17 protein-coding genes and 1 tRNA gene are annotated in these 16,069 nt (G+C 54.0%); 9 read left to right on the forward strand and 9 right to left on the reverse strand.

Going from position 1 to position 16,069, the window contains the following annotated elements; all coding sequences use genetic code 11:
• Positions 1-106: 106 nt before the first annotated feature.
• From HMJ29_RS17655 to HMJ29_RS17665, 3 genes are all read right to left on the reverse strand, one after another.
• Positions 107-346 carry a hypothetical protein gene (locus HMJ29_RS17655; RefSeq protein WP_171592732.1) on the reverse strand — a complete coding sequence of 80 codons (240 nt, stop codon included), beginning with the start codon at positions 344-346 and terminating at the stop codon, positions 107-109.
• Between the two features lie 73 nt (positions 347-419).
• Positions 420-1,097 carry an HD domain-containing protein gene (locus HMJ29_RS17660; RefSeq protein WP_171592733.1) on the reverse strand — a complete coding sequence of 226 codons (678 nt, stop codon included), beginning with the start codon at positions 1,095-1,097 and terminating at the stop codon, positions 420-422.
• A gap of 85 nt (positions 1,098-1,182) precedes the next feature.
• Entirely contained in the window at positions 1,183-1,734 is a 552-nt protein-coding gene (locus tag HMJ29_RS17665; RefSeq protein WP_171592734.1) for an RNA 2'-phosphotransferase, read from the reverse strand.
• Positions 1,735-1,853: 119 nt separating this feature from the next.
• On the opposite strand from HMJ29_RS17665, the gene HMJ29_RS17670 reads away from it, so the two are divergent.
• From HMJ29_RS17670 to HMJ29_RS17680, 3 genes are all read left to right on the forward strand, one after another.
• Complete coding sequence (locus tag HMJ29_RS17670) at positions 1,854-2,306, forward strand: Xre family toxin-antitoxin system antitoxin (RefSeq protein ID WP_171592735.1); 453 nt, start codon at positions 1,854-1,856, stop codon at positions 2,304-2,306.
• An 8-nt stretch (positions 2,307-2,314) separates the two neighbouring features.
• Entirely contained in the window at positions 2,315-2,767 is a 453-nt protein-coding gene (locus HMJ29_RS17675) for an RES family NAD+ phosphorylase (protein WP_171592736.1), read from the forward strand.
• 374 nt (positions 2,768-3,141) lie between these two features.
• Entirely contained in the window at positions 3,142-3,714 is a 573-nt protein-coding gene (locus HMJ29_RS17680) for a fasciclin domain-containing protein (RefSeq protein WP_171592737.1), read from the forward strand.
• A 331-nt stretch (positions 3,715-4,045) separates the two neighbouring features.
• Here the strand turns inward: HMJ29_RS17680 and HMJ29_RS17685 are convergent, their stop codons facing one another.
• Positions 4,046-4,663, reverse strand: a complete 618-nt coding sequence (locus HMJ29_RS17685; protein ID WP_171592738.1) for a TlpA family protein disulfide reductase — start codon at positions 4,661-4,663, stop codon at positions 4,046-4,048.
• Between the two features lie 51 nt (positions 4,664-4,714).
• Here HMJ29_RS17685 and HMJ29_RS17690 point away from each other — a divergent pair, with 51 nt between their 5' ends.
• Positions 4,715-5,356, forward strand: coding sequence for a flavin reductase family protein (locus tag HMJ29_RS17690; protein WP_171592739.1), 642 nt, complete (start codon positions 4,715-4,717; stop codon positions 5,354-5,356).
• 88 nt (positions 5,357-5,444) lie between these two features.
• Positions 5,445-5,840, forward strand: a complete 396-nt coding sequence (locus tag HMJ29_RS17695) for a DUF4259 domain-containing protein (protein WP_171592740.1) — start codon at positions 5,445-5,447, stop codon at positions 5,838-5,840.
• 63 nt (positions 5,841-5,903) lie between these two features.
• Here the strand turns inward: HMJ29_RS17695 and HMJ29_RS17700 are convergent, their stop codons facing one another.
• The 3 genes from HMJ29_RS17700 to pdxH all read right to left on the reverse strand — a co-directional run bounded on the left by HMJ29_RS17700 (position 5,904) and on the right by pdxH (position 8,531).
• Positions 5,904-6,515: a Maf family nucleotide pyrophosphatase gene (locus HMJ29_RS17700; RefSeq protein ID WP_171592741.1), complete on the reverse strand. Its 612-nt coding sequence runs from the start codon at positions 6,513-6,515 to the stop codon at positions 5,904-5,906.
• Positions 6,496-7,818 (reverse strand): DUF1015 domain-containing protein, encoded by a 1,323-nt coding sequence (locus tag HMJ29_RS17705; RefSeq protein ID WP_171592742.1) that lies wholly within the window; start codon positions 7,816-7,818, stop codon positions 6,496-6,498. Before HMJ29_RS17705 ends, HMJ29_RS17700 begins: the two co-directional genes overlap by 20 nt.
• A 62-nt stretch (positions 7,819-7,880) precedes the next feature.
• Complete coding sequence (pdxH, locus tag HMJ29_RS17710; protein WP_171592743.1) at positions 7,881-8,531, reverse strand: pyridoxamine 5'-phosphate oxidase; 651 nt, start codon at positions 8,529-8,531, stop codon at positions 7,881-7,883.
• A gap of 380 nt (positions 8,532-8,911) precedes the next feature.
• Between pdxH and HMJ29_RS17715 the strand changes: the two genes are divergently transcribed.
• From HMJ29_RS17715 to HMJ29_RS17725, 3 genes are all read left to right on the forward strand, one after another.
• Positions 8,912-9,478, forward strand: coding sequence for a YqgE/AlgH family protein (locus HMJ29_RS17715; protein ID WP_171592744.1), 567 nt, complete (start codon positions 8,912-8,914; stop codon positions 9,476-9,478).
• A 43-nt stretch (positions 9,479-9,521) separates the two neighbouring features.
• On the forward strand, positions 9,522-11,816 hold the full coding sequence (locus HMJ29_RS17720; RefSeq protein ID WP_171592745.1) for a DUF349 domain-containing protein: 2,295 nt from the start codon (positions 9,522-9,524) through the stop codon (positions 11,814-11,816).
• Positions 11,817-12,083: 267 nt separating this feature from the next.
• A tRNA-Thr gene (locus tag HMJ29_RS17725) sits at positions 12,084-12,156 on the forward strand.
• A 248-nt stretch (positions 12,157-12,404) separates the two neighbouring features.
• Here HMJ29_RS17725 and HMJ29_RS17730 read toward each other — a convergent pair.
• Complete coding sequence (locus tag HMJ29_RS17730; protein ID WP_171592746.1) at positions 12,405-12,749, reverse strand: hypothetical protein; 345 nt, start codon at positions 12,747-12,749, stop codon at positions 12,405-12,407.
• A gap of 148 nt (positions 12,750-12,897) precedes the next feature.
• Positions 12,898-14,421 (reverse strand): hypothetical protein, encoded by a 1,524-nt coding sequence (locus tag HMJ29_RS17735; RefSeq protein WP_171592747.1) that lies wholly within the window; start codon positions 14,419-14,421, stop codon positions 12,898-12,900.
• Between the two features lie 1,131 nt (positions 14,422-15,552).
• Here HMJ29_RS17735 and HMJ29_RS17740 point away from each other — a divergent pair.
• Entirely contained in the window at positions 15,553-15,990 is a 438-nt protein-coding gene (locus HMJ29_RS17740) for a VOC family protein (RefSeq protein ID WP_171592748.1), read from the forward strand.
• Positions 15,991-16,069: the final 79 nt, after the last annotated feature.

The raw sequence follows: 16,069 nt of genomic DNA on the forward strand, positions 1-16,069 counted from the left end.
CCGTGAAAAACGGGAGCTTTTTCGGCCCGTGAGTGTGTACTTCGTTAAGACCGCAAGATAGGCAAAAAAGGCCATTTTACCTAACTTAAAGCCATCTTTGCCGCCCTTACAAGGTCTTCTTTTTATCGTTCTGATGCTTGCCCTGATTCTGGCTGTGCACCTTGATTTTTTCGCCGATTGCGGGGTTCTGCTTTTTAAACCACGGTTGCCCGCGGTACTTGGTCCCGTTGTGCAAATGCACCTTGCGCGTATGGCATGCAGCCATGGGGCAAGTGCGGCAGGAGGCCACTAGCAGCAGCCCCAGCAGGGGCATGAGCAGGCGAGAAAAGAGTACGCGTAGATTCATATGGTTAAAGGTATTAGGTTCTGGGCTACGGTGGAGTATAACAGGGCCAGGCATCAAGCCCTACTATACTGGCCTAGGCATGGGTGCTGACGTCGGTGCTGTCCCATTCCCGCAGAAACTGCTCCAGAAACTGCTCCATGAAGTGGTGCCGCTCCTCGGCCACCCGCCGGGCCGCGGGCGTATTCAGCCGTCCCCGCAGGTGCAGCAGCTTCTCGTAGAAGTGGTTGATGGTTGGGGCCGTGTTTTGCTTATAGCTCTCGAAGGAATCGTGCGTGATAGGTGGCACGGCCGGGTCATGTAATGGCCGACCCTTGTGGCCCCCGTAAGCAAACGCCCGGGCTACTCCTATGGCCCCAATAGCATCCAAGCGGTCTGCATCTTGCACCAGCTCACCCTCCACCGTGCTCATGGGCGTGGCCACCCCCAGGCCCTTAAAGCTAATCTCACGGATTATAGCTTCTACGCGCTCAATGATGCCTTCATCAGCCTGCTGGCTTTCCAGCCACAACCGGGCCGCCCTTGGGCCGGCCTCCTCGTCGCCATCATGAAACTTCCAGTCGGCCACGTCGTGGAGTAAGGCTCCTAGCTCAGTTACCACGGGGTCGGCTTCGGGGGTTTGCTGAGCCAGCGCCCGGGCCACGTGCCATACCCGGCGAATGTGGGCCCAGTCGTGGCCGGAGCCTTCATTCAGAAATTTATCACGGACGAAGTCCGCCGTTTGAGCAATGAGTTGTTGCGCGTTGAGCATCATGACGGTGGCCTATGCCAGTATTAGAACGCGGCAAAGGTATCACTCTACCCCGACGCCTTGACCATGCCCCGTTGCCGGCTTCAGCTTAAAAAGGCAACTCCCGTAAGTATTGCGGTGGCACATGATCAGTGAGCCAAACGCCATTACCCGCTTGATAGAATAGTGTCCCGGCGGCATACAGAGCTGCTGCATCTATTACCAATAATACTGGCCGCCCCCGCCGGCTGCCCACGCGGCGGGCCGTTTCCACATCGGGTGATAAGTGCACATGGTGGCGGGTCATCTTTTGCAACCCATGCTGCCTAATTGCCGGTAAAGCCGACGCTACAGTGCCATGGTACAGCTCCGATGGTGGCACCTGGGGTACCAGGCCTAGCTCAACTGGTACGCTGTGCCCTTGCTGCGCCCGAATGCGGGTACCCGTTTCATCAAAGGCAAAGCGCTGTTTGTCGCTGTTGCTTACTATGGCTTCCAGTTGCGCCTTGGTTAGTGGAAATTTATGGTGGGCACAGGCGGCCAGCAGTGCCTTCACCCCTACCCAGCCTCCGGGCTCCAGTGTTAAACCCAGCAACTCCGGCCGGTGGCGCAAATGCAAACTCAGGAACTTGCTGATCCGCGTTTGATGGGTGTTATCCATGTTTATCTATAAATTAAAGTGGTGGCCTAACAGCCTGGAGCCGGATGACTGGAATCTTTTAGCGAATGTTTTTCGTTCCTGCATATATTGCCGTCAAATGACGGTTTAAAGACCCGCAAATGACAGTCGTCCGTAAAACTTCCGTAGCCAGCATGGTTGACCTGATGGGTGGGCCGGCCGTAATTCCCCAGCTCGTGCGCAATGAGCTGGACCTGCTAGGCGTGGCCATTAAGGGCATGTCGGTACAGGCGGTACGGGCGCTACAGCAGCGTCTGCAGTTCTCTAATAAGGAAATCAGCGCCGTACTGGGCATTTCAGAAAGTACGCTGGCCCGCCGCGAGCAGGCCCAACGTGCCCTCACGCTTGATGAAGGCGAGAAAACTATTCAGCTTTCCGGGGTGCTGGCCAAGGGCCTGGAGGTGTTTGAAGACCAGGATGACTTTCAGCACTGGCTGGCCACCTCTAACCCAGCCTTGGGCGGCATTAAGCCGAAGGCGCTGTTATCGTCGGCCATTGGGCGTGAGCAGATCTGCGACATTCTGGGTCGTATTCAATACGGGCATTACTCCTAGGCCACTTCATGCTGCTCTACCGCCTGGGTAAGGCCCCCTACATTTCGGATACCTCCGGACAGGGTGGCCTGTACTACGGAGGTCGCTGGCACGAAATCGGGACGCTGATTCTTTATACATCAGAGCATCTCTCGCTAGCCAAGCTGGAAGTGCTGGCCAACTCCCCCACTTTACCCCGTAATTACTTTTCCCTGACCCTGGAGGTTCCGGATACGGCTTCCGTCCGGCACGTAACCCTGGAGGAACTGCCTAGCAGCTGGCAGCAGCTGCCGTATCCGCTGGAACTGGCGCAGCTCACCCGGGCCTGGATTGAGCAGGGCCAGGAGTGGCTAATGCGGGTACCCTCGGCCCACGCCCCCCATGAGTGGAATTACCTGCTTAATCCCTTGCACCCCGATCATCGGCAGCTACGCATTGTAGCACTGGAGCCTCACCCCTTCGACCCACGGCTGAAGCCCTAAGCTGTACGCAACGGCCTTAAACAACCTTCCTGCTTATTATGGTAGTTGCGCTAGTGATGCCCATCTCCCTGCGTACTAAACCTGCCAAACCAAGCAGGGCCGCCGGCAGCTCCTACCCGACATCGATGAAAGTGCTGCTCTCCTAACGGCAACTATATTTAGACAACTGTAATTACCAGGGTAAATTTTCAAGTAATTATCCGAGTTAAAAAACAAATTATTTAAGCGCATTAAAGCCCTGCGTATAAATAAGTAGCCTATTCAAATTAAGGGGATTTGAAAATTATTTAGGCGCGAGTAAATCCAGTATTGAGCAAGGTGGCGTAGATGCCCTCAAATAAACCAATCTACCTTCCCCTTACTCATTACAACACATGAAGAAGCACCTGCTTTCCCTCGCAGTAGTAGCCCTGATGGGCGCAGCCACTGCCACTTCGGCCTCGGCTCAGGCCAAAATGGTTGCCGGTACCGTTTCAGTTGGCGGCGAAGCCATGTACCCCAACAAAAACATCGTAGAAAACGCGGTTAACTCCAAAGACCACACCACCCTGGTGGCCGCCGTGAAAGCAGCTGGCCTGGTGGAAACGTTACAAGGCAAAGGCCCTTTCACGGTATTTGCACCTACCAACGCTGCCTTCAATGCCCTGCCCGCTGGCACCGTTGAAACACTGGTAAAGCCCGAAAACAAGGCTACCCTAACCAAAATCCTGACCTATCACGTGGTAGCTGGCAACATGACCGCCGACAAGATCATGGCGGCTATTAAGGCTGGCAAAGGAACTGCTTCACTGAAGACCGTGAGCGGTGGCACCCTGAAGGCCATGATGAACGGCCCCAAGAACATTGTGCTGGTTGACGAAAAAGGTGGTGTTTCAACCATTTCAACGTATGATGTTACGCAGAGCAACGGCGTAATTCACGTAATTGACAAAGTGTTGATGCCCTAATTAACTTGATAAATAATAAAAGCGCACCCGTAATTCTATGTTTACATAGAATTACGGGTGCGCTTTTATTATTTATATTTATTTAAATTGAATTATTGCGGTGCCGAAAATAGCATATCCTAACTATAAACCCCATGCTGCGTTATAGAGACAAATAGTATAGATACGGTTGAGCCTTCAACCACCAGCAAATGAAACGGAACGAGATAGAGCCCCGTCAGAACCGCGTTATCTACACCCTAATGGTAGTGGCCGCGATACTAGCCCTTTCACTGGCCATTTGGTATCATGTAAATCACTGAGGCCTAACAGCTACTATCGTTCACCCGGCTTACTGTTTCTGATTCTGCCAGCGGTGCAACAGGCCTAGCATTTCAGGTGTGTCGTATTCCGCCATGCCTTCGTGTGAGCCAATGATTTGTCCGGCGGGAGAAATCAGGAAGGTTGCCGGTATCCCCCCAGTTTGGTAGGCGGCCGGCAAGGGCAAGCCTGGCGAATACGCCGGCACCGTAATACCCCGACGGGCCAGAAAGCGCCGGGCTTTCTCTGGATTTTGATCAAGGGAGAGAAGAACAAAGGCCACGCTATCGGGGTTAGTGCGCCCGGCCAACCGCGCAAGGCTGGGCATTTCCGCTATGCAGGGTGGACACCAGCTCGCCCAGATGTTGAGCACTATCACCTTCCCGCGCAAGGCAGAAAATGGCACCGCCGGCCCCGGGTTATTAAGCGGCAGCAGTAGCAGGCTGTAGTCTGCGGAGGGGTACGTTGATAAGGGCGCTATAGCTGGCTCAGGCAGCTTGGGTTGCCATAACCCGGTACTAAGCAGGCCTTGCTGAGCCCGACCCAGCAGTTCAGTATGCCAGCCCGACAAATATAGGCCTAGCCCAAGGGCTACGTAGAACAGTGGCTCTAGCCAAGCAGGCCGCCGACGAAACAATCGTTGAAACATCTGGCAAAGGTCGGGACTTGCATATAACTCCGTCTTATTACTTCACAACTGATGCCACACTTCACCGCCGACGACCTTGCTGGTCTAGAGAAAGTATTCCGCCTGAACCTGGTTAACTCCGTAACCGGCTACAAGCCCGCCAACCTAGTCGGAACAGTATCGGCTGATGGTGCCACTAACCTGAGCGTTATCAGCTCGGTGGTGCACCTGGGCTCCAACCCCGCCCTGATTGGCTTTGTGATGCGCCCCGCCAGCGTACCGCGCCACACGTATGAGAATATCAAGGCTACGGGTTTCTACACCATCAACCACGTTCATAGTGGCATTATGCGGGAGGCGCACCTCACCTCCGCTAACTTTCCGCGAGAGGTGTCAGAGTTTGAGGCGTGCGGGCTTACCCCCGAGTACCGCGACGAGTTTTTGGCACCGTACGTACAGGGGTGCCGCATTCAGATGGGTATGGAGCTGGCGCAGGAAGTACCTATTGAATTAAACGGCACCCTTCTACTCATTGGGCGGGTTAAGCACCTCTACCTCGCCGAGGAGGTGCTACGGCCAGATGGCTCCCTGAACTTACCCACCGCTGATACAGTATGCGTTTCCGGGCTCGATACGTACCACACGGCCGTTGCCCAAGCACGCTATGGCTACGCCAGGCCTAACCAGCCCCTGCCTGAGTTACCCCTGCGCTAAGCTTGTTACCACCAGGTTACCACCGGGGTTCTTTCCTCTCCGCTGCTGCACCCCTATCTTTGCGCTTTCACGTATTGCTTAACTACGCATGGGTACTTTCGGCTACCAGAATTTCGACAACGACGATGCAGCCGACTTTTTAGCCGACTTCGCCGATGACCCCAGCGAATTACTGCTGCTGGAAACTTTAATAACCGCGGCGGAAGAGGAAGGCTACATTGAAGCAGACGTAGCCGCTCAGGCCCTGGCGGCCGCCGAAATTGTAGCGGCCTGGCAGGGCCAGCCTGCCGCCGACTTTCCGGAGGACCTTCAGGAGGTGGCCTACGAGCTGGATGTTAGTGATGAAGATGAGCTTACGGAGCTGGCGCGCCGCGCCGTGGCAACCGTACTGCAGCGCTCGGAGCTGCTAGAGCTGTGGCAGGAGTCCAAGGAATTTCCGCAGTGGCAGCAGGCGCAGCAAGATCTGCTCAAGCGCCTGGAATAGCCCAGTCAGAAAACGAATGCGCCCCCAAACCTTGCAGTTTGCGGGCGCATTCGTTTTATTCAACTACAGGCCTACCGCGCCAAATTTCTCTAACTCTTCCCACACGCGGTGTACGGGCAGCCCCATCACGTTGAAGTAGGAGCCTTCCAGTTGCGTAACGGCCACCATACCAATCCAATCTTGGGCCCCGTAGGCGCCGGCTTTGTCCAGGGGCTTGTAGTGAGTTACGTAATGCTCGATTTCGGGCAGGGAGAGTGGTCGGAAGTGCACGCGAGTCTGGTCTGAGAACACCACGCGGCGCCCATCACCCGCCAGCAAGCACACACCCGTGTACACCTCGTGGGCGCGGCCCTGCAAACGCTGTAACATCTGAATGGCTTCCGCGGCATCGGCGGGCTTGTTGAGCACATCGTTGTCCAGGCACACAATGGTATCGGCCGTCAGCAGGAGTTCATCGGGGGCCAGCTCTGAGGCGTAAGCAGAGGCCTTGTGCGCGGCCAGATATTCGGCTACTTCCGCCCGCACCAGGTGCGGCGGAAAAGATTCATCCACTTCCCGCAGGCGCACCTCATAGTCCACTCCCAGCTCCGTGAGCAGCTGCCGCCGGCGGGGCGAGTTCGAGGCCAGCACCAGACGGGGCCGATGATGAAGTGAGTCAGGGGCGGAAGACGGCATAAAAAGGGTGTTCAGTTTCGGAGTCGCGGATGCTGGTGAACAGGAATCCGCCAATGGTTTTGGGATAGAAGAAGGTGGATTTGGGCGGCATAACGGCCCCGGAATGACATACCCGCTCTACCTCTTCCATGGTTACCTCGTTGGTGATGAATGCGGCCCGCGCCTCGCCGCGGTCAACCCGCGACAGGCACTCCGGAAAATTACGCACGTAGGCCACTCCCGTCCACTGCCGCTGGGCCTCAGCCCCCACAACTCCCAGCACCTTTTCCAGCACGAAGAAGTGCAGCACCGTGAGGTCAAGAGCCTTCACCTCGGGCGTGGTAGGCCAGTCGAGCAGCGCATGTACTTCCGGCTTCAGCCGAATCTTATACACCTGCCCTTCGCCCAGATACACACCAAAGGCCCAGGGCTTGCCGGCAATGCGCTCGGGCAAATCATAGGGGTCATCCAGGGTCAGCACCGTAAAATAGGTAGCCAGGCGAGCCAGTAGCTCTTGCGTTGAAAGCGCAACGGGAAACTCCAGCACCAAGCGGTGGGTGGGCAGGATACGCAGATCATCGGCAGCCGCATTGGTCAGGTACATCAGGTGGAAGTTCCAGGCTTCCGCCCCCGTGTAGGCCTCCCCGGCGGCTACCCGGCGCGCCAGCCGGTACGCCAAAGAGCCCTCATAGCGATGGTGCCCATCGGCCAGAATAACCTCCCGGGAAGCCAGCACCCGCTGAAAGCGCTGAATAATCCGCACGTCCTGAATTACGGCCAGCACATCCCGCGCTCCTTGGTAATCCTCCTCGGTTTGGTACAAGGGGTTTTGCATGGCCTCATCCATGTACTGCTCCAACTCAAAGGCATCATCGCGGTACAGGCCGTGGGTGGCGCTGGTCTGAAACTCAGTGCGGCTCAGTAGCTCAGCCCGGTCGTTGACTGAAGCAGGCAGCGTGTTCTCGTGGCGCAACACCACGCTTTCAGCCCAGTCATAGGCCCTGATATGGCACATAAAGCCTTTGCGACAGTACTCGCGGGCACTGCCGGGCAGCCGGAAATACTGATAATACACGTAGATCCCGGGTAGCTCATCCTGCTGCAATACGCCCTGCTGTTGCCACTCCTGCAGCCGTTGGCGCGCCGCACCCGCGGCATCATCTCCCCGCGGCACCGATAAATGAATGCTGTTAAGTGGGTTCTGGTACAACGCCTCCCGCTGCTTCATCGACACCACATCGAAGAGCGGAGAAACGTACCGGTCTATCTGCTGGCTTAAGACTGCGTTATAGCGCCAGCCACGTACGGGTTGTATTTCGGCCACTGAAAGTAGGGACGTAAAGTGAAAGGTGGAACGGAGTGGCCTAGCCAGGCCAGCGGCATTCCTCAGGGTGCCAGGCGAGAGATGGACCAGCCTTGCTCATGAATTTCATACACTATCCGGTCGTGCAGCCGGCTGGGCCTGCCCTGCCAAAACTCAATGCGCTGGGGCCGCAGAATGTATCCGCCCCAGTGCGGCGGCCGAGGCAAGGGGTTTTGCTCAGAGAAGCGGGCCTCTATCTCATGCTCCCGCTGTTCCAACTCTTCCCGGCTTTTAATAGGCTGGCTTTGCGGCGATGCCCACGCGCCAATCTGACTACCCCGCGGCCGACTCTGAAAATACTCAGTCGATAATTCTTCGGGGGCTTTCTCCACGCGGCCTTCCACACGCACCTGCCGCTCCAGGGCGGGCCAGAAGAACGTCATGGCCGCCAGGGCACCCGTGGCCAGCTCTTGCCCTTTACGGGAGTTGTAGTTGGTGAAGAATAGAAAACCCGCATCATCAGGCAGCCCTTTCAGCAGCACCACCCGGGCGGAGGGCTGTCCGGCTTCGCTAACCGTCGACAGCGTCAGTGCCGTTGGCTCCTCTACCTGCGCGCTCATGGCCTCATCCAGCCACGCCCGAAACTGACGAACTGCGTCTGGCTGCACATCGGCTTCGGTGAGCGTACGTTGGGCGTATGTTTTGCGCAGATCAGCAAGCTGGGGGTCAATCATGCAGGCAGGCTATAAAGGAGTGAGAGCAATAGTAAAGGCCAACAGCAGCAGCAAGCTTTAGTTGCCATTGAGAAGGATACAACCGCCGCAAAAATACGAGACCGGCGCAAAGCCCTTATACTAGTGGTTGGTAGATTTCGTAGGCCTGTTCAGTAGCCCGGATAGTACCTAAAAAAGGGCAATGCGCCTTAGTAAGACTGCAAGGTAGTACAATACAACCGGCAAACGGAACCTGTGCCCCCCTGCCCAACGTACTCTTCTCATAAACATACCGCTCCGGTTCGGGCTGCAGGAAGCGCTAGTCTCGCTTTGCTTTTCGGCACTTTCTGACCCGCTCTCTTCGTTCCCCTCTGCCTTCTTTCAACCAATCACCTTCTCCAATGCCACGCATTCGATCTGGTAGTTTGCTGATTTCTCAGCCCTTTCTCGGCGACCCTAACTTCGAGCGAACCGTAGTACTCATCTGTAGCCACTCCGATGACGAGGGCTCTTTTGGGTTGGTTTTAAACCGGCCGGCGTCGTTGCAGTTGGGCGACGTGCTGGAACTACCCGGTGGTGATGCCCTCCCGCTCGCGCGTCTGCCGCTAGGCCTGGGTGGCCCCGTGCAGCCCGATACGCTTCACTATGTGCACCGCCGTGCCAATTTACCAAACGCTGTGGCCCTAGGCCAGGATATTTATTGGGGAGGTGATTTTCGGCAGCTGATGGAGGAGTTGCAAACTGATCCATCGCCCACGGAAGATGTGCGTATGTACGTAGGATATTCTGGCTGGACAGCTGGGCAACTTGCTGAAGAAGTGAAGGAAAATGTTTGGATTGTGCATCCCAATGCTGCCGGGAAAGTATTTACTTTGGATAACGATGCCTTCTGGCAGTCAATCTTGCGTGAAAAAGGGGGCCGCTTCCGTATGTTGTCCAATTACCCCACAGACCCTCGTCTGAATTAATCGCGCCCACTGCCCGCCTCCGGGCCTATCTCCCTTGAATCTTATGCTACCTGAAAACGATAACACCGCCCCCACAAACGCCAATGATGATTCAGAGTCGCCAATGAGCATTCTGGAGCGTCGCTTGGCTGAAATCAGCGCCAAGCAGGATCCGGCCAATGAATCCGTTGCCCCTCCCGCTGAGCCTTCCGGCGCGGTAAACAATGTTCCGGCAGCCCCCATTGTTCCTGAAACCGACAGTGAGCAACCCAGCCACACTGTAGCAGCCGATACAAATGAGCCCAGCGGCAATGGCCCTGCTGAAGCAACGCCCTCACCCGAAGAAACCGCCGCCGCTGAATCCGCGACTCATATCCCCACGGGAACGACAGGAACAGTCCATTCTGCCGGCGAGGCCCGGTCCCTGGCCCATTACGGCACTACGGAACCCAGCCCTGATGCTAGTCAAGAGGAGGCTCCTGAACCAGAAGCTCCGCACGTGAAACCCGTGGTAGAGGTAACGCTTGGCGAGAATCTGGACGCAGCATTAGAACAAGCCCCGGCCGTGGCTTCATTGCATACCTCGTCTGATGCCGCTGCTACCGACGAGGAGGAAGAGTACGTCCCCGAAGCGACTGCCCCAGACTTTGCCAGCCTTGACTTAACAGCTCAGACCGCGTATCTGCAGTCACTGCTGCAACGCCCCGACGCCCGACAGAACCGCAAACAGATTTTTGACTTGTATCGCCAGTACGATACTAATATTCAGAATGACCGGGCTGCTGCGCGTCAGCGCGCAAGCCAACCCGCGAGCAACGATACGGATGATGTTGCCTATACCGGGCCTAGCGGCTACCAGGAGCTAACCAAGTCCTTTCAGGAGTTCCGAGACAGCCGCGTGCGCGATGCCAAGGCGGAGGATGAGCAGCGCGCCAAAAACCTGGCTCACAAGCAATATCTCCTCTCTCAGCTTCGTCAATTAGTAGAATCAGCTGAAACCAAGGACAGCTCTACTCGCATTAAAGCCCTGCAAAACGACTGGAAGGCAACAGGCCCAGTGCCACAGAAAGACACGCAGGAGCTGTGGAATAACTACCACGCCCTGCTAGATATTTTTTACAATAACCGGGGTCTGTTCTTCGAGATGAAAGAACTGGACCGGCGGCGCAACCAGGAAGCCAAGGAAGTCTTAATCACGCGGGCGGAGGCATTACAGCAGCAGCCAAGTATTAATAAGGCCCTGCAGGAGCTCCGTCAACTACACGAAGAATGGAAGCACATTGGCCCCGTGCCAAATGAGCACCGCGAAACTCTTTGGCAGCGCTTTTTGCTAGCCTCCGAGAAAGTACATGACCGTAAGAAGGAGTTTCTTTCAACCCGCTCTGCTCAGGAAAATGCCAACCTGGAACGTAAAACTGCCCTTTTAGCACAGTTGCAGCCATTCGGGGAGTTTCAAACGGATCGGGTGAACGAATGGCGTTCCAAAACCGATGAGCTGCAGAAGCTGAAAGAAGAATGGGACGCTGCTGGGCTGGTTCCTCGCGAGAAAGCCGAGCAGATGAACAAGCAGTTCTGGGGAGCCTATAAAGGATTTTTCCAGCGCAAAAATCAGTTCTTTAAGGCACTTGATGAGGAGAAGAATGCCAACCTCAAGCGCAAGCTTGACTTGTGTGAGCAAGCCGAGGCCGCTCTGCAAAGCCCCAACTGGGAGGATGCGCGGGAGACCGTAATCCGTTTGCAGAAAGAGTGGAAACTTATCGGTCGCGTACCAGAGAAGCAGTCAGACAAAGTCTGGAACCGTTTCCGCACGGCCTGTGACTCCTTTTTTGATCGTAAGAAGGAAGAGGTTCGGCAGCGGGAGCAGCAAGTGCAACAGGCTAGCCGTGAGCAGGTGCAGCACTTAGATTCAGTGGCCGAAACGGTAGCAGCACTTTCAGCCGACACCCCCGGTACCCTGGAGGGCTTCCGGCAGCTCGTGACTGAGTGGCGTAACTTTGATAGCGGCACCTCGCGGGGAAGTGAGCGCACCGAAGAGAAATTCCAGGCGTTAATGGCCAAATACCTGGACGCAGTACCGGGGTTATCCTACGCTGAGCGCACTGAGCTGCTCTTTACTTTACAAATAGAGCGCCTCAAACTGGCCCCTGATGCCCAACAACAACTCTACAAAAAGGAGCAGTTACTACGGCGCGAAATCAATGAGCTTGAAAATGATATTTCCACGCTGAGAACAAACCTTGAGTTTTTTGCGCGTTCTAAAAACGCCGGCCAGCTCCGGGAAGAATATCAGGGCCGTATCGACGAGGCGCAGGCTCGAATTGACACTTTGAAAAAGCAGCTTCGCATGGTGCGTAGTTAAAGAGCATAGCTAAAAAGCAAAGCCGGCTGAAACATCTGTTTCAGCCGGCTTTGCTTTTTGAGTGCACGTGGTGAATGCCTAGAGTCTATGCATTCATAGGCTATGTCAAACAAATAGAAAAAAATTACGCCTGCAAGGATAAACGCACTTGCCAAATAATCAGAAGCTTCCATCATTTTTAAACCTTGAAAGGATAAAGTAGGGACACTTTTTTTCAGGAAGCGCTTGAGAATATCAATTCCGTATGTAGTTTTGCACCACTTAAACGCCTCCTTAGCTCAGCTGGTAGAGCAACTGACTTGTAATCAGTAGGTCGTTGGTTCGATCCCGACAGGAGGCTCATAGGTAAATTAACGCCTTGTAAATCATTGATTTGCAAGGCGTTTTTTGTTGAATAGATTTCTTCTAAGTATCCTGTGAACTAAGTAAGCTTCACCAACTGCGTGAGAGTCCCAGCAACAGAAACAGCGGTTGCTGCGCTAAAGTCAACCCGTTTGTAAGCACTAACAAGCTGCTCCGACCGTCACGTCAGAAGGTCGGAGCAGCTTGTTAGTGCACGCATAGTACATCTAGGCCAAAGGAGATGGATTATGGTGTATCCGACGACGCATCAGCAGGGTCCAGTGATTTCTCCGGGCTGGGCAACACAATGGCAGAAGCCTCACTCTTACTTGTGCCGCTATCAGGGCGGTACACTACATTCAACCCTAGTTGTACCAACACGCCCTGCGGATGCACCGTGTAGCGAATCTCCTGGATCGCAAATACGAGTGGATTGGCTACGATCTGACTCTGTAAGCCCGGCATACCACTCGCCTGACAGATTGCCGCCACTTGGTTCTGCAACACCGGAACGTATGCTGCTGGAACATTTTGATCAACTATGCATTGCATGTACAAGCTATTGGTGACTCTAGTGGGCGAAGTAGGCATAAGCAACGAAGTAAGTTAAGAAGGCTGGTTCCGTATCTAGGTTAAAGCTCTCATTAATCTCGCTCCAGTGCCATCCGTGCCAGCACGTATTTCTACTTCTATCTCGGTACTGAGTTAAACTTTGGCGATGATATAAATCAAGTTGCGCTTACTTGTCCTTAGTCACGAAACCGGGTAGGGATGCCGAGAGGTTGAAGCCAAATGACCAAGGCTTCGGTTCCTTCACATCCGCCCACTTCAGCTGGGGCATAAATAAAAGAGTAGATTCGCCAGCATTGATTGGGAAAAACACGCCCAGGTAGGCTTCATTCTTATCTGTGTAGTCCTTCGCAAATTTGCCCTTGTAGCTCAGGTCAACACCAATTGTCTTCGTCCAGTATGTAGCAGCCTGCAACTGCACCGTTTTGACGGTAACCTCCTTAGGTAGTTCCGGGTACGCCGTGCTTTGCTTGACGACTTCGATGAATCCCGTACCGTTGGGCTGCTGCGTGGTGACCTGGTACGTGCGCTGGTTGTCTTTTATAAAGTCCAGCTTATTGCTAATACCCACTCCCGCCGACACGTAGTTTTTGCTTTTCGTGTGAATTGCTAAGTGGTTAAAGGCTACTTGAAATTCTCCATACTCATCATCATATGTGCGCTTGTAAGCCTTATCAGGTAGCGTAGGATCGAATAGGGGCTGCTTGGCATTATTGTAAGAAGCCTTCAGGCTAAACCAGTTTCGGTACCGGTGCGACCACGTTGACTTCGCTTGAACGGTATCATACAGGGCCAGACTCTGCTTATACTTTCGGTAGGTATCCTGCCGGTAGCGGACCTGTAGATATCTATCTAAATTCGTCTGCAGGCTGTCTCTGATATACTCATCTTCTTTCTTTTTGCCCCACGCAGGCCAGTTAGCCGAAAGGATCTGCTTTATTTGCTGCTCAGCAAGCAGATATGCCCTGTAACTGCTCCTCGCAACGGGATCTTTGGCTTCGGCATCAGTTAGCTCATCCTTATAGAATCGCTTTATCCAATCCGCATCACCTCGCAAACCGGTCATGTGAAACGCGGTACGTTTGTTAATAAAATCAGTGATCAAAGCACTTTGGGTCACTTTCCATGTAGCCTCGTCATTAGGTACCGTAGGCGTTGCCCACTTCTTGCTATTACCGGTTTGTCCGGGAAATTGCGCCGCGAATTGTCCCTCGTTCTGGAAGCGCTTGGTGCGTAATTCGCTATGTAAACGCAGCCGTTCGGCTTCCATGTAACGGGATTTGTTCCAGGGCAAAAACAGCAGCACGGTTCCCCCTATACTCAAGGTTTTCTGGTAATCACCATCGGAAAACACGTTGACGAACCCGTCCTCAGAACTACCCCGTAGGTTGGCCTGAAATGCCACCTTTTTCCAGTACACCGGAGTGCCTCCATTTACTGTCACAGCACTTTCTTCTACGGTGGCATTGAAGCCAATGACTTTTCCTTCCCGGATAATACTGCCTCCAATGGACTGCTGGTCTTTATAGATCAATTTGGAAAAAGCCCGACTTGTAACCATCTGCTTTGCAAATGGGTTTTCAGCCAACTTATCCAACTTCTCAATATCTCGTTTAGCTGTGGCATTAAGCTTGTCCAAATCCGTTAGTACCCGCCTTAACCCTACATCCGTATTTTGCGCGTAAGCAGGCATGCAACTAAGTAGAAGCACGAGCAGTAAGTATCTTGTTTTCATAACTATGTAAGGTTACAGTGACTAAAACCTTACACCATGGCGAAGCAGCTTGTCTTGGTGTAAGCTGGGATAATGAAAGACCAAGCAAATATTCACGCGCTTTAATATTAAATCAATCAGTGTCAGCACGTATTTTTATCCTATTCCTTTATATTTTGCTTTAACCACTAACTACAACTATTAGCAATTTGCTACCTTGGCTATCCATTTTGTTACCTTTGTTACCTTACTATACCAATTCGTTTTTATCTGCACACCTACGCGCGCACTGTTGGCAATCGGCTCATTTGCGTGGATATTCGCTGAAGTCGCGGAGCGGCGGCAAGGGAGCCTGAATCGCGCCTGCGCACCTCCTCGAGACAGAGTTGCCATCCCCGTAACTGAAACGAGGATAAGCAGCGGATCAAATCCGCTGAAACCGGACATGCTAAGGCCAACAATAAGCTAGCTGATCTGGAGCGCAATGCTGGCCGCATAATTGAGCAGGCTGAACTCGACGGCACTATTATCACCGCGGACGGGCTACTTTCTCAACTGCAACTCGTCGAGCCTACCAAGCGGCAAGCCTGCTGCCCCGAAGCTAGTAGACGCTCCCGCTACGGCCCGTACTCTGGCCGGTCTATGCCGACTAGAACTCTGCCTATCGGGCGCGCCTAGCAGCCAAAACGCTCAGCAATTAACAGGGCTTAATAAACCGCCTACCACAGGAGTTTCAGCCCGATGCTCATGGCCGCTGCCACCCACTGGAAGAGCTCTGCACCTGGCTGGTAGAAGAAGTCAAACTGAACGGCAAGAATGGTAACAAGCGCAATGGGGTCTTCACAACTATGGCGCTGGTTTTGTCCACAAAAGGGGAGAACGGCACCTCTCTCGGTAGCCGACGAGCTGAGCAAGCTGCAGCGCTTTCACGAGCAGGGCGTACTCACTGCCTAAGGGCTCAAGCAACAGAAGCAAAGGTTGCTGCGCTAGGCCACTGTTAGGTTGCCGAAGAACTTGTCGTAATACCCCCCGCAAGTTGACGCATTCAGCGTCGTTCTATGGCCTATTTGGCTGCTACTTTTGCTGTGTACCCACTACCTCATTACTCACATGGCAACTAGTATTTTTATCAACTTGCCCGTCAAAAATCTAAACGCTTCAGTAGCTTTCTTCACCCAGTTGGGGTTTAGCTTCAATGCAGAGTATACCAACGAACAGGGCACTTGCATGATAATTAGCGACACTATCTCCGTAATGCTACTAGTGGAGTCCTTTTTCCAGACATTTACGGGCAAGCCGCTGGTAAATGCCCACCAGGCCAACGAAGCTATTCTCTGTTTATCAACTGACAGCCGCGCGGAAGTAGACCGAATTGCCAATGCGGCCGTAGCAGCCGGGGGAAAACCTGTGCCGCAGCAGTCGCAAAACGAAATGGAATTCATGTACGACCGCAACTTCCAGGACCTCGATGGCCACCTTTGGAACATCCTGTACATGGACCTGAACTTAGCTCAGCAGACAGCCCGCCCCGAAGTTGCCACCCAGTAACAGCGGATGTTCCGGTAGAAGCAAGTTTACTAATAAGAAACAGCCCCGGCCTCTGGTAGGTCGGGGCTGTGGTTTTGCT

It is taken from the genome of Hymenobacter taeanensis (assembly GCF_013137895.1).
Classification (GTDB): domain Bacteria; phylum Bacteroidota; class Bacteroidia; order Cytophagales; family Hymenobacteraceae; genus Hymenobacter; species Hymenobacter taeanensis.

Coding starts and splice junctions, on each gene's coding strand:
- HMJ29_RS17695 (WP_171592740.1), top strand. CDS start 5,445: ATGGGTACTTTCGGCTACCAGAATTTCGACAACGACGATGCAGCCGAC.
- HMJ29_RS17735 (WP_171592747.1), bottom strand. CDS start 14,421: ATGCCTGCTTACGCGCAAAATACGGATGTAGGGTTAAGGCGGGTACTA.
- HMJ29_RS17665 (WP_171592734.1), bottom strand. CDS start 1,734: ATGGATAACACCCATCAAACGCGGATCAGCAAGTTCCTGAGTTTGCAT.
- HMJ29_RS17655 (WP_171592732.1), bottom strand. CDS start 346: ATGAATCTACGCGTACTCTTTTCTCGCCTGCTCATGCCCCTGCTGGGG.
- HMJ29_RS17670 (WP_171592735.1), top strand. CDS start 1,854: ATGACAGTCGTCCGTAAAACTTCCGTAGCCAGCATGGTTGACCTGATG.
- HMJ29_RS17700 (WP_171592741.1), bottom strand. CDS start 6,515: ATGCCGTCTTCCGCCCCTGACTCACTTCATCATCGGCCCCGTCTGGTG.
- HMJ29_RS17720 (WP_171592745.1), top strand. CDS start 9,522: ATGCTACCTGAAAACGATAACACCGCCCCCACAAACGCCAATGATGAT.
- HMJ29_RS17715 (WP_171592744.1), top strand. CDS start 8,912: ATGCCACGCATTCGATCTGGTAGTTTGCTGATTTCTCAGCCCTTTCTC.
- HMJ29_RS17740 (WP_171592748.1), top strand. CDS start 15,553: ATGGCAACTAGTATTTTTATCAACTTGCCCGTCAAAAATCTAAACGCT.
- HMJ29_RS17660 (WP_171592733.1), bottom strand. CDS start 1,097: ATGATGCTCAACGCGCAACAACTCATTGCTCAAACGGCGGACTTCGTC.
- HMJ29_RS17675 (WP_171592736.1), top strand. CDS start 2,315: ATGCTGCTCTACCGCCTGGGTAAGGCCCCCTACATTTCGGATACCTCC.
- HMJ29_RS17730 (WP_171592746.1), bottom strand. CDS start 12,749: ATGCCTACTTCGCCCACTAGAGTCACCAATAGCTTGTACATGCAATGC.
- HMJ29_RS17680 (WP_171592737.1), top strand. CDS start 3,142: ATGAAGAAGCACCTGCTTTCCCTCGCAGTAGTAGCCCTGATGGGCGCA.
- HMJ29_RS17690 (WP_171592739.1), top strand. CDS start 4,715: ATGCCACACTTCACCGCCGACGACCTTGCTGGTCTAGAGAAAGTATTC.
- pdxH (WP_171592743.1), bottom strand. CDS start 8,531: ATGATTGACCCCCAGCTTGCTGATCTGCGCAAAACATACGCCCAACGT.
- HMJ29_RS17685 (WP_171592738.1), bottom strand. CDS start 4,663: ATGTTTCAACGATTGTTTCGTCGGCGGCCTGCTTGGCTAGAGCCACTG.